Source organism: Neisseria flavescens (genome assembly GCF_005221285.1).
Classification (GTDB): domain Bacteria; phylum Pseudomonadota; class Gammaproteobacteria; order Burkholderiales; family Neisseriaceae; genus Neisseria; species Neisseria flavescens.
Genome location: NZ_CP039886.1, coordinates 875,126 through 887,125, shown reverse-complemented (window position 1 = coordinate 887,125; position 12,000 = coordinate 875,126). Strand labels below are relative to the sequence as shown.

The 12,000-nt window shown below is 46.5% G+C and carries 11 protein-coding genes; 9 read left to right on the top strand and 2 right to left on the bottom strand.

What is annotated here, in order from left to right:
• Positions 1-12 precede the first annotated feature (12 nt).
• The 3 genes from FAH67_RS04565 to recR all read left to right on the top strand — a co-directional run bounded on the left by FAH67_RS04565 (position 13) and on the right by recR (position 3,047).
• Positions 13-360: an ArsC family reductase gene (locus tag FAH67_RS04565; protein ID WP_003679076.1), complete on the top strand. Its 348-nt coding sequence runs from the start codon at positions 13-15 to the stop codon at positions 358-360.
• Between the two features lie 145 nt (positions 361-505).
• Complete coding sequence (locus FAH67_RS04560) at positions 506-2,359, top strand: SurA N-terminal domain-containing protein (protein ID WP_003679077.1); 1,854 nt, start codon at positions 506-508, stop codon at positions 2,357-2,359.
• A gap of 82 nt (positions 2,360-2,441) precedes the next feature.
• Positions 2,442-3,047, top strand: coding sequence for a recombination mediator RecR (gene recR, locus FAH67_RS04555; RefSeq protein WP_003679078.1), 606 nt, complete (start codon positions 2,442-2,444; stop codon positions 3,045-3,047).
• Between the two features lie 62 nt (positions 3,048-3,109).
• On the opposite strand, the gene FAH67_RS04550 is transcribed toward recR, so the two are convergent.
• A complete protein-coding gene (locus tag FAH67_RS04550) occupies positions 3,110-3,397 on the bottom strand; it encodes a hypothetical protein (RefSeq protein ID WP_003679079.1) in 288 nt (95 codons plus the stop codon).
• A 213-nt stretch (positions 3,398-3,610) separates the two neighbouring features.
• Between FAH67_RS04550 and FAH67_RS04545 the strand changes: the two genes are divergently transcribed.
• The 4 genes from FAH67_RS04545 (at position 3,611) to FAH67_RS04530 (ending at position 8,729) form a co-directional block, all read left to right on the top strand.
• Positions 3,611-4,861, top strand: a complete 1,251-nt coding sequence (locus FAH67_RS04545) for a lipoprotein-releasing ABC transporter permease subunit (protein WP_003679080.1) — start codon at positions 3,611-3,613, stop codon at positions 4,859-4,861.
• Positions 4,854-5,537, top strand: coding sequence for a lipoprotein-releasing ABC transporter ATP-binding protein LolD (gene lolD, locus FAH67_RS04540; RefSeq protein ID WP_003679081.1), 684 nt, complete (start codon positions 4,854-4,856; stop codon positions 5,535-5,537). Before FAH67_RS04545 ends, lolD begins: the two co-directional genes overlap by 8 nt.
• Before the next feature lie 132 nt (positions 5,538-5,669).
• Positions 5,670-7,433, top strand: a complete 1,764-nt coding sequence (recD, locus tag FAH67_RS04535) for an exodeoxyribonuclease V subunit alpha (RefSeq protein ID WP_003679084.1) — start codon at positions 5,670-5,672, stop codon at positions 7,431-7,433.
• 177 nt (positions 7,434-7,610) lie between these two features.
• Complete coding sequence (locus FAH67_RS04530) at positions 7,611-8,729, top strand: hypothetical protein (protein WP_370446686.1); 1,119 nt, start codon at positions 7,611-7,613, stop codon at positions 8,727-8,729.
• Between the two features lie 94 nt (positions 8,730-8,823).
• Here the strand turns inward: FAH67_RS04530 and FAH67_RS04525 are convergent, their stop codons facing one another.
• Entirely contained in the window at positions 8,824-9,225 is a 402-nt protein-coding gene (locus FAH67_RS04525) for an RNA-binding S4 domain-containing protein (protein WP_003679090.1), read from the bottom strand.
• Between the two features lie 206 nt (positions 9,226-9,431).
• Between FAH67_RS04525 and FAH67_RS04520 the strand changes: the two genes are divergently transcribed.
• Positions 9,432-10,391, top strand: coding sequence for an acetyl-CoA carboxylase carboxyltransferase subunit alpha (locus FAH67_RS04520; RefSeq protein ID WP_003679092.1), 960 nt, complete (start codon positions 9,432-9,434; stop codon positions 10,389-10,391).
• Between the two features lie 89 nt (positions 10,392-10,480).
• Entirely contained in the window at positions 10,481-11,806 is a 1,326-nt protein-coding gene (gene tilS, locus FAH67_RS04515) for a tRNA lysidine(34) synthetase TilS (protein ID WP_003679093.1), read from the top strand.
• Positions 11,807-12,000 lie beyond the last annotated feature (194 nt).

Here is a 12,000-nt window from a genome sequence, read left to right as displayed (position 1 = left end):
AGGATCAATAAGATGATAAAACTATACGGTATTCCCAATTGCGATACGGTTAAAAAAGCGCGCAGTTGGTTGGTGGAAAACGGCATCGAGTTTGAGTTTGTAGATTTTAAGAAAAATGCCCCGACTGCCGAATTGATTGATGGCTGGCTGGAGCAGACAGCTTTGGAAATTTTGCTCAATAAAAGAGGCACGACTTGGCGCAAGTTGGATAAAGATGAGCAAGAATCTGCTGCTACAAAAGAAGGTGCCATTGCTTTGATGGTGGAAAATCCCAGCATCATCAAGCGGCCTGTATTGGTCAAAGAAGGACAGGTTCATGTCGGATTTTCAGTAGAGGCGTATCAGGAAATTTTCGGATAAGGCATTTTTAGGTTTTTAGGCCGTCTGAAAAAGCAAGCCTCGAAAAAATACGTTACAATACGCGCTTTGAGCCTGTTTTTAGGATTTTAAGATTTTTGCGGCAGCATTTTCCGTCTGCCGCGCCAAACTTTTCTTTCGGATAAATATGTTCCATATTGTTGAAAAATATAAAATACCCGCCCAGATTGTTTTAGGTATCATCGGTCTGACCTTTATCGGATTCGGTGCCAATAACTTGTCTTCGCCGGGTTCTGATTACATTGTCAAAGTCGGGGATGAGAAGGTTAGCGAGCATGCTTTACAGATTGCGATACAAAATGAGCAGGCTGCCGGCAATAATGCGCCTTCGCGTGATGCGATATTCCAATCTTTATTGCAACGTGCTTACCTGAAGCAGGGTGCCAAGCTGATGGGCATTGCTGTGTCTCAGGAACAAATCAAGCAAGTTATCGTGGATGATCCGAATTTCCATGATGCTTCCGGTAAATTCAGTCAGGATTTGCTCAAGAAGTATTTGGATCAGCGCAAAATGACCGAGGATCAGTTTGTTGAAGATATCCGCGAACAGTTCCAATTGCAAAATCTGTTGAATTTGGTGCAAAACGGTGCATTGGTCAGCGATGCGCAAGCGCGTCAGTTGATTAACCTGACCCAAGCCACCCGTACCATCCGTTCATTTACGTTCAGCCCTGAAGCATTTGCGGCACAAGTAAAAGTAGATGATGCGGCTTTGCAAAAGTATTATGAAGCGCATAAGAAAGATTACTTGATTCCTCAAGCCGTTAAGCTGGAATATGTGGCTTTGAACATCAAAGATTTGGCTGACAAGCAAAACGTCAGTGCGGAAGAAGTACAAAAAGCTTACGACAGTAAAAGCGTAGATTTGTCGCCAAGAGCCGAAATTGCGCATATTTTCATTCCGGTTATGCCTAACGGAGATGAAGCAAGCAATGCGGAAATTAAAGCCGAAGTAGACAAAATGGCTGCAGAGCTCAAAGCACACCCAGATGCTTTTGCCGAGCTGGCGGCCAAGTACTCCAAAGATTTGTCCAGCAGCAATAAAGGCGGCAATTTGGGCTACCTGAGCAAAAGCGGCGGCAGCGGCTTTGGACCTGAATTTGATAAAGCGGCATTTGCATTAGGCAAAGGCGAAGTCAGCGATACCGTTAAATCGTCTTTGGGTTATCACGTCATTAAAGTTTTGAATGTTGAAGCTGAGCCGACTTTGGAACAAGCCAAAGCGCGTATCGAAGCAGCCTTGAAACTGAAAAAAGCAGCTTCTGCCTTTAACGCTGCCAAAGAAAAATTGGGTGAAGATACCTTTAATGATCCATCTTCTTTAGCAAAAGCAGCCGCCAATTCAGGTTTGAAAGTGGAAAACTTGGATGAATGGGTAACCAAAGCGGACGCCAAAGAAGCCGGTTTGCCTGAAACGTTGATTAATGCTGCGTTTAGTGATGATGTACTGAAGAAAAAACACAATTCTGAAGTGATCGCCATCAACAACGAAACCGTTTGGGTTATTCGTGCGAAAGAAGTGCGCGAAGAGAAAATTGCACCATTTGCAGAAGTCAAAGATACTGTCCGTGCAGCATATCTGCGCTCTGAAGCTGCCAAACTGGCAGAGAAGAAAGCCCAAGAAACTTTGGCTGCGTTGAAAGCCGGTAAAGCTGCCGACGTTCAATGGTCGCCTGTTTCACAATTGAGCGCGCAAGATGCACGCAAAACCATGTCTCCGGAAGCTTATGCGGCTTTGTTGAAAGCGCGCTCTGTCGGCGGTAAACCTGCGTACGTATTATTGGAAGGTATGCCTGCACCGGTGATTATGGAAGTTCAGAGCGTTTCTGCTCCTGAAAATGCCGATTCACAGATTCCGGCTGCCAAACAGGCTTTGGTTCAGCAGCTTTCTGCGAATGTGTTCGATAGTTTACTCCAGTATTTGGGTAGGAAAATCGATCGTACGCAAGGTGCACAGCAAGTTAATAATGCTGCCGAATAAGCAGAGTATTTGAGTAGGGCAGCCGGATGAATTCCGGCTGTTTTCTTATTTTTAGCCATCTTTTTAAAGGCCGTCTGAAATCATGAGTAAAAATCCTGATGCCTTTGTCCGCTTGATTAATGCATTAAAAATCCTGCCCAATGTCGGCCCAAAATCCGCACAACGCATGGCTTACCAGCTTTTACAGTACAAACGCGAAGAAGCGCAGGAGTTGGTGGATGCTTTGCAGTTTGCTTTGAGACAGGTGCAGCATTGTCGGATGTGTAATACATTTTGCGAAGGCGATTTGTGTGAAATTTGTGCGGACGAAAAACGCGAAAAAAGCCGCTTGATGATTGTACATATGCCGGCGGATGTCTCCAGTATGGAGGCGGCCAATTGCCATGATGGCCTGTATTTTGTTTTGATGGGGCAAGTCAGTCCGGCGCAGGGCATGGATATTTCGGCAGTAGCATTAGATAAGCTGGTTGCCCGTTTGCAGGCGAGTGATATTGAGGAAATTATCATTGCAACCAACTTCACAGCCGAAGGTGATGCGACAGCATATGTATTGGCGGAATTATTTAAAAACCTTCCTTATAAAGTCAGCCGATTGGCAAGGGGAATACCTTTGGGCGGCGAGATGGAATATGTGGATGCCGGTACTTTGGCTCAGGCTGTTTACGATAGAAGAAATATCCAATCTTAAATGCCAATATAAAAAGGCCGTCTGAAAGTCTTTCAGACGGCCTTTTCATCGATTAAATCAGATTATTTGCAGCTGACGCCTTGAATTTGAGGCGTATCGCCGTTGCCGACTTTGAATGCACATTTGGTTGCGCTGCTGCCGGATACGGTAACAACACCGTTTCCGCTGTTGAGGCTGACAGGTTCTTTTACGCCCATGCCGACAGCAGTGGCTGCCAGTTTTTGAACATCGGCGTCAGAGTAAGCGGTATTGTTTGAACTGATTTTGATTTCTTTGGCGGCATATGCATTGAAGCTGAATGACAAACCTACAGCTACGGATACGAGGCCCAAGAATTTTTTGCTGTTCATTAGTGTATTTCCTTTTTGATGGTGACAAAGGTGTCACAGCTTCAGAATAAGGGCGATTGGCCGATTGTGCAAGTTTTTCGGCGGAATTTACGGGAAGATACATGGTTTTACATACACTTTATCCCTGAATGCTACATCAGTCGGGCAATCGGACGACCTGTCGGTTTTACGGTACAATAAGCGTTTTTTGACAAACGAATGAGGCATTTTTGAATGGCTTCTTTAGAAACTTGGATAGGCCTGCGCTATCTGCGTGCGAAAAAACGCAATGGCTTTATGTCATTTATTACCATGATTTCAATCGCCGGTATCGCCTTGGGCGTAACTGCACTGATTGTGGTTTTATCGGTAATGAACGGATTTCAAAAAGAGATACGCGGTCAATTGTTGAACGTTGCACCTCATGCGGAAATCGGCTATTACGATGTCGGTAGTGCGCCGGGTTGGCAGAATTTGCGCGAATTTGTAAAAGGCAAAAAGGAAGTATTGGCCAGCGCGCCTTATGTTTCCGATCAGGCTTTGCTTGCCAATGCCGGCGAAGTGCGCGGTGTGCAGATACGCGGTATTTTGCCGTCTGAAGAAAAAAATGTCGTTGATTACGGTAAGGATATGCCGGCCGGCAGTTTTGACGATTTGAAGCCGGGCGAATTTGATATTATTTTGGGTCAAGGGCTTGCTGAGGCATTGGGCACGGAGATTGGCGGCAAGGTTACAGTGATTACGCCAGAGGGTAATGTTACTCCTGCCGGCGTAGTGCCGCGCTTGAAGCAGTTTAATGTGGTTGGTGTGGTAAAAACTGGTGTTTATGAAGTCGATAATACCTTGGCCATGACGCATATCAAGGATGCGCAAGTCTTGTATCGGCTGGGAGAAAATGTCGGTGGGCTGCGTTTGCGACTGGCTGATCCTCAGAATGCGCCGTCTTTCATTGCCAAGTTGATTCCTGATACTAAAAAAGATGAGGTATGGGCGCGCGACTGGACGTTTAACAACCGCAGCTATTTTGAAGCCGTTGAGTTGGAAAAACGCATGATGTTCATCATTTTGACACTGATTATCGCGGTTGCTGCGTTTAACCTCGTCTCTTCCTTGGTAATGGCGGTAACGGAAAAACAAGCCGATATTGCGATTTTGCGCACGTTGGGTTTGTCTCCGGGCGGCGTCATGAAGATTTTCTTGGTGCAGGGCGCATTTGCGGGGTTCTTCGGTACGCTTGTGGGTGTGGTATGCGGTGTATTGCTGGGTTGGAATGTCGGCAAGATTGTCGCGTTTTTTGAAGATCTGTTTGGTGTGCATTTGATTAACTCACAGGTTTATTTCATCGATTACCTGCCTAGCGATGTGAACTGGAAGGATGTTGCCGTTATTGCCTGCATTTCGCTTGGCTTGGCATTTATCGCCACACTGTATCCGAGCTGGCGTGCTGCAAAAACCCAACCTGCGGAGGCTCTGCGTTATGAGTAAGACAATTTTGAAATGTATCGGCGTTGGCAAAAGCTATAATGACGGCGCATTGAATGTACAAGTGTTGAATCATTTAGATTTTGAAGTTGCCGAAGCGGAAAGCGTGAGTATCATCGGTTCGTCAGGCAGCGGTAAATCCACATTGCTGCACCTTCTCGGTGGCTTGGATATGCCGTCTGAAGGCAAGGTAATACTGATGGATCAGGATTTGGGCGGTTTGAGTCAAAAACAGTTGGGCGAATTGCGCAACCGTTATTTGGGCTTTGTGTATCAGTTCCACCATCTATTGCCTGAGTTTTCTGCTTTGGAAAATGTCATGATGCCGCTTTTAATCGGCAAAATGCCCAAGGCGATGGCCGAGGAAAAGGCTGTCAAGATGCTGAAAAAGGTTGGCTTGGACAAGCGTATGCTGCACCGTCCGAGCGAACTTTCCGGCGGCGAGCGTCAGCGTGCGGCGATTGCCCGTGCTTTGGTTAATGAGCCAAAATGCTTATTGGCAGATGAGCCGACGGGGAACCTTGACCGTAAAAATGCGCAAAATGTGCTGGACATGATGCTGGATTTGAAACGCGAATTGAACACCAGCCTGATTGTAGTGACCCATGATGACGAGCTGGCTGAGCGTTTTGACCGGGTAATGACCATGAAAGACGGCAGCCTGCAAGTGCTGCAATAAGGTTATTATTTCAGGCAAATATTTTATGCTTTGAACGGTATAATAGAGGCCGTCTGAAAAATAGGTTTTCATTTATGGAAATGCTGTTTTTCAGACGGCCTTTCTTTTGTCCGTATCAATCAAGCCTAAACCATGAATCCGACCGACTCTATCCTTTCCTCTGCCGCAGATGCGGCCATAGCGTTTTTCCGCCGCCACGAAGTACAGGGGGTATCCGTTATTGAGCCTTATGTGGTTCGGCTGTTTGCAGCCTTGCAAAACGGGCATTCGTTTATTTACTTGGATAAAGAGGATGTCGATGCCTTAAGCAACTTGCCGAACTTGGTCGGTAATGCGGATAAACCGCTTATCCTGCAAGGCCGGAAATTGTTTTTGGGGCGGATGTGGCAGTTGGAGCATGATTTGGCTGTTGAAATCAAACGGCTGGCCAGTGCAGAGGCGGAAGAAGTGAATTTCATGGCGGCTTCAAAAAGCCTGAGCGACTGGTTTGACCCTAAAGACAGTAAAGAGCAACGGGATGCTGCGGCTTTGGCTTTGCTGCAAAACTTTATGCTGATTACCGGTGGGCCGGGTACGGGTAAGACGACGACCGTAGCAAAGCTTTTGGGTCTGATTTGCAATAACAGTACGAAGCTGCCCCGTATCGCGTTGGCAGCGCCGACGGGCAAAGCGGCTGCGCATATGGCACGGGCTTTGCAGCGTGCTTTGGACGGTTTTGATTTGTCTCCGAGCATTAAAGCGCATTTGGAAAACTTGGAAGGGCAGACCGTCCATCGATTGTTGAAACTGAGGCCGCCGCAAATGCGCCCTGCGTTCAATCGTGAATATCCACTTGCTTTGGATGTTTTGGTGGTGGATGAGGCTTCGATGTTGGATTTGCCGCTGGTGTTGGATTTGTTGCGTGCCGTACCGACCGGCTGTCGTCTGGTGTTGCTTGGCGATGAAAACCAGTTGCCGTCGGTTGGTCTGGGAGCCGTATTGGCGGCATTGTCGCGTCCGACAGCTTTGGATAAAGAAACCGCTGAAAAGCTGGAGGTGTATCTGCCCAATCATGGCTTTGAGATTAAAGGGCAGCCACAGGCTTTATCGCAAAACAATGCCAAATTGACGTTCAGTCACCGTTTTGGCGCAGACAGCGGTATCGGTTGTTTGGCAAGGGCGGTGGTGTCCGGGGAAAAGCAAACTGCGGTCGAACAGTTTGACAAGTTTCCCAAAGAGTTGGAAATGAAATCAGGCCGTCTGAAAGAGCAGGTCGCCTTGCTGTATCAAAAGCAACAGAATTATTGGCAGGCCGTGGCAGAGAATAATGTCGCACTCGCTTACGGTCATGCGGCCGATGTGGTGGTATTGGCGGCTTGGCGGCAGGATGCGGATGATTTGAATCAGGCTTATCAAGAATATCTGCAACGACAAGGCAAGGTTTCGGGCGAAACGCCTTGGTTTGCCGGACAAATCATCATGATTACCCACAATGATTACATGCTGGAAGTGTTTAACGGCGACATCGGGCTGATTATGAAAGATGAAGAATCGTTGAATGGCTTGTCTGCCTATTTCCCTGAGAAAGATGGATTCAAAAAAATTGCCATCAGCCGTTTGCCTGATTTTGAATCGGCTTTTGCCATGACGGTGCATAAGAGCCAAGGTTCGGAATATCGGGAAGTATGGCTGTTGCCGCCGTCAGTGCCTGCAACGACGGAGGGCGAAGAGGAAGCTCGAGGGTTGGATAAGGCTTTGCTTTACACGGCCATTACCCGCGCGCGTGAATGTTTTGTGTTTTGGGGAAATGCAGAGGAATTGTGTCAGGCTGTGGGATGCCATCAAAAACGCAGGACAGCATTGGCCGATGCCTTGAAATGGCAGTTTGAACAGTCTGATGAGCAGGCTTCCGTTTGACCTGAATCAAGAGGCCGTCTGAAAGAGGATAAAGCGTTTAAATCTGCTTGACGGATTACACTAATTTACATACGATAAAAATAATTAGTAAATAAAATGAATAATTTATACGAAATTCATAGTTTTGTACGCTTTATCGAATACTTCACTTTCAATACCTTCTTTTGGAGAGTCGGCATGAAATTTCAAACCAAACTGATTGCAACCTGTATTTTATTGGCATCATCATCTTATTCTTTGGCAGAGAATGCTGATGGCGGACATGATGCGGCAGCTTTGGCTACCACCAACGATTACGTCAATTCCGGCAGTATCATTCGCAAGGATGACGATAAAATCAGCATTTTCAATGATTTGTTGACTGTGAATGGTGGTTTGCGCGTACGTGCGGATACCAAAGACATCAATGCCAACAACAGCGGCATCAATCCGACGCCTGAAGATACCAATGCCAACTTCAATGCGGAGTTTTGGTTACGCGCAAAACTGTATAAAGATTGGAAATTGGTGGCCCAAATTGAGCCGAATATTGATTTGGAAACCGGTAAATTCAACGGCGATCATGATGTGCCGGTCAATAAACTGTATGCCGAAGGTACTTTGTACAACAATATTAAAGCGCGTGTCGGTAAATTTGGTGCGTTCTCTTCCTACGGCCGCGTCTGGGATACCGAAGTAACCGGCGGCGAAATCTTCTTCGACAATAAAACCCTGCCTACCAAAATCTATGCGGGCCGCCGTACCGGCAATCTGAACGACAACACATGGGGCATTGGCGGCCGCCGCAGACATTTTGCCGCGGTTCAAAGTATGTTGCCTGTGAATGAGAATATCAACGTCGGCGCAACCGTCAGCTACATGAAAGACATCGATGTACGCGGTGCGAAGAAAAATGCGGTCTTCGGAGAAATCGGTACGGACATCAAGTTTAATGATGATTGGCATTGGATGGCCGCAGTCAGCAAGTCCAATATCAAAGCCTATAATGATGCCGGACAAGAAATCAAAAATGACGGCGTGTTTACTGAGGTACACTATAAATTGGCCGACTGGAACGTCCGTAATGCTTATGACGTATTCTTGAACTACCGCCGTGTCGGTTCGTTGTCCGGTGTCTCTTCTGTTGAGGATTACAGCAAAAATGTCCAAGGCGTGCAAATCGGTGCGACCTATATTCCTTGGAAAAACTGGAAACTCAAAGGCTTCTATTTGGCCGGCAAACAGGTTACGCCTACCGTAGGCACAGATAAGCAGGATGTAAACGTTATTCGTGGTCAGTTAGAATATAAATTTTAATCATCACAAATAAAAAACAGGCAGGATGTCCTGCCTGTTTTTGGTTTTCAGACGGCATGGATATAGGGCCGTCTGAAACAATGGAAGAAACGCTTTACCAGCTATCGCGCTTCATACGGTCAAGCTGGCGGCGGTCGCGTTTGGTTGGGCGTCCGTCCGGATAAGCGGCACTGATGCGGCTGGCTTGGTCGAGCTGTTTTTGAGCTTCGCGTTCGGCAGCCGTTTTCATGTCTTCTTCGTAGAGTAAACGTGCTTCCGGTGCCGGTCGGCGTTGATGATTGAGCGCGGCAACTTTGAATTTATAGGGAAGGGAGTTCAAAGTCATGTCGATGGTGTCGCCGGCAGAAATATTTTTGCTGTTTTTCACCTTCGAGCCGTTTACCAAAACCCTGCCCAGCTCAATATGTTTTTGTGCCAGCGCGCGGGTCTTGAAAAAGCGCGCGGCCCACAGCCATTTGTCCAAGCGCATGGACGAATTGTCATGATCGTTTTTCATAGCCTGTTTGAAATGATTGAACTGAATTGAAGTTTATCATAAGATACGGCACTCCATGCGTTTAGTGCAGATATACTATTTCTTTATTATAAAGGCCGTCTGAAAGATTTTTTATTGCAAAAGATGGCAGTTTCCCTTTGAGAAATGCTGTCAAATACGTCTGTTTAGCGTATCATGTCAGCAACCGTTACCGAGAGCTTTGTTTTATGAAACCCGTTTTTTTGGACTTCGAACAACCCATCGCCGAATTAACCAATAAAATTGACGAGTTGCGATTCGTACAAGACGAATCTGCCGTTGATATTTCCGACGAGATTGCCAGACTGAAAAAGAAAAGCAGCGAGTTGACCAAGTCAATTTTCAGCAAGCTGACTCCGGCTCAAATTTCACAAGTATCCCGCCATCCGCAACGTCCTTATACTTTGGACTACATCAACGGTATTTTTACCGATTTTGAAGAGCTGCACGGCGACCGCCATTATTCTGACGATCATGCCATTGTCGGCGGTTTGGCGCGTTTCAACGGCCAAAGCGTGATGGTTATCGGCCATCAAAAAGGTCGCGATACCAAAGAAAAAATCCGCCGCAATTTCGGTATGCCGCGTCCTGAAGGTTACCGTAAAGCACTGCGCTTGATGAAGACTGCCGAAAAATTCAATATTCCGGTCATGACCTTTGTCGATACCCCGGGCGCGTATCCGGGAATTGGCGCAGAAGAACGCGGCCAGTCTGAAGCCATCGGCCGTAATTTGTATGAACTGACCCGTCTGCATGTGCCGGTATTGTGCACCATCATTGGCGAAGGCGGCTCGGGGGGTGCGTTGGCAGTGGCTGTCGGCGACTACGTCAATATGCTGCAATACTCGACTTATTCGGTGATTTCTCCCGAAGGTTGCGCTTCTATTCTTTGGAAAACTGCTGAAAAAGCAGCAGATGCCGCGCAAGCATTGGGTATTACTGCCAAACGCCTGCAAGAATTGGATGTCATCGACACAGTGATTGATGAGCCTTTGGGTGGCGCACACCGTGATTTTGAAACCACGATGAAAAACGTCAAAACCGTTTTGGAACAGCAATTAAGCGAAGCGCAAAGCATGACCATGCCTGACTTGCTTTCTCGCCGTTTCGACCGCATCATGGCTTACGGTAAATTTACCGATAAATAAGTTTGACTGTTGAAAAAGCAAGCAGATGGTCGCTGCTTGCTTTTTTTGTGTTCTATTTTTGAGTAATTTACAATTTCAGGCCGTCTGAAATGTCGCAAGTATCCCCTGATTCCCTATTTAAAAGTTTTCAAGCAGCTTTTCCTGATTTGCCGAGCCATACTGTTTTTGAAGTTGGCTTAAGTGGCGGATTGGATTCTGTTGTCCTGCTGCATCTTTTGCATCGGATGCGCGAATTTCGCTATTTTGATTTGCGTGCTGTCCATGTTCATCATGGTTTAAGCACTAATGCCGACAGTTGGGCAAAATTTTGTCAGGATTATTGTCAGCGTCTGAATGTGGCTTTGCGGGTGTGCCGTGTCAATGTGGAAAAACAAGGAAAAGGTTTGGAGGCTGCGGCCAGGGCTGCACGATATCAGGCATTTTCAGACGGCCTGAAGAAAATTATTGTTTTGGCACATCACCGCAATGATCAAATCGAAACATTTATGTTGTCGGCTGTGCGCGGAGGCGGATTGCGCGGTATGGCGGCCATGCCGGTATGGCGTGATTTAAATGAAGAGATTCAAATCTGGCGGCCGATTTTGGCATTTTCCCGTCAGGAACTGGTTGAGTATGCGCAACAATGGGGATTGTCTTTTGTTGAAGACGAAAGTAATGAAGACTCCGGCTATTTACGCAATTGGATGAGAAATCAGGCTTTGCCGCAATGGCAGCAGCGTATCCCGAATTTTGAGCAGCAAATTTGTGCCAATGTTCGATTATTGCAGGAAGATTTGCAGCTTTTAGATGAATTGATTGAGTCTGAATACCAGCGCATCAGTCCAAACGGAATATTCAGTGTCAGTCTGTGGCGGCAATGTACACCGCTTTTGCGTCGTCGGCTGCTTTGGTATTTTTTGCGAAAGCAAACGGAATCATTGCCTTCTTATCACAGCATTGCCGATTTTGCCCGAGTATTGGAAACCGCTGATCAAGCGCAGTTGAATTTGTCAGACGGGGAACTGGTCGCATATCGGGACAAGCTGTTTGTTTGTCAGGAAAGTGAGTTTCAAAAACTGCCTTGGTGTAATGGCAGCGAAGTTCGAGGCCGTCTGAAAGATATTTTGCTTGAAAATGGTTTCGTTTTATTACCGTTTAAGGGAGGTTTGTCAGAAGAGGAATTGGAGAAGCAGGCGGTACTTCGAAGTGTAGTCAAAGGTGATGTGATTCATTCGGGAGAGAGGGAAAAATCAGTCGAAAAACTATTGCAAGAGTGTCATATTGTGCCACTCGTCCGTAAATATTGGCCGATTATCTTAAGTATGGGCAACAAGTGCCTTGCTGTTGTTAATCTTCGGGTGGGAAGCGATGTTCAAATAGGGGAAGGCTATCTGCCTGTTCATGAAAAGTTAGCTAAATATATAGCAGAAAAGTAAAGAGGCAAACTTTAAATTTAGTAAGTATTAGTAATTTAACTACTTGTACTAAGTGTAGGTATAATAAGCAATACAGCTTATATTAGAGCATCTACACGAATAAACTTTTGCGATTAAGGGAGAATCATCGGCTATAACCCGACCACCACCGAAACCAATACCCGACACAAATCACGGCTTCGCCATTGGGTAGA

Bases quoted from the DNA above. Each gene is read 5' to 3' on its own strand.
- FAH67_RS04520 (WP_003679092.1), top strand. From the start codon at position 9,432: ATGAAACCCGTTTTTTTGGACTTCGAACAACCCATCGCCGAATTAACC.
- FAH67_RS04530 (WP_370446686.1), top strand. From the start codon at position 7,611: ATGAAATTTCAAACCAAACTGATTGCAACCTGTATTTTATTGGCATCA.
- FAH67_RS04565 (WP_003679076.1), top strand. From the start codon at position 13: ATGATAAAACTATACGGTATTCCCAATTGCGATACGGTTAAAAAAGCG.
- recD (WP_003679084.1), top strand. From the start codon at position 5,670: ATGAATCCGACCGACTCTATCCTTTCCTCTGCCGCAGATGCGGCCATA.
- recR (WP_003679078.1), top strand. From the start codon at position 2,442: ATGAGTAAAAATCCTGATGCCTTTGTCCGCTTGATTAATGCATTAAAA.
- FAH67_RS04525 (WP_003679090.1), bottom strand. From the start codon at position 9,225: ATGAAAAACGATCATGACAATTCGTCCATGCGCTTGGACAAATGGCTG.
- FAH67_RS04545 (WP_003679080.1), top strand. From the start codon at position 3,611: ATGGCTTCTTTAGAAACTTGGATAGGCCTGCGCTATCTGCGTGCGAAA.
- lolD (WP_003679081.1), top strand. From the start codon at position 4,854: ATGAGTAAGACAATTTTGAAATGTATCGGCGTTGGCAAAAGCTATAAT.
- FAH67_RS04550 (WP_003679079.1), bottom strand. From the start codon at position 3,397: ATGAACAGCAAAAAATTCTTGGGCCTCGTATCCGTAGCTGTAGGTTTG.
- FAH67_RS04560 (WP_003679077.1), top strand. From the start codon at position 506: ATGTTCCATATTGTTGAAAAATATAAAATACCCGCCCAGATTGTTTTA.
- tilS (WP_003679093.1), top strand. From the start codon at position 10,481: ATGTCGCAAGTATCCCCTGATTCCCTATTTAAAAGTTTTCAAGCAGCT.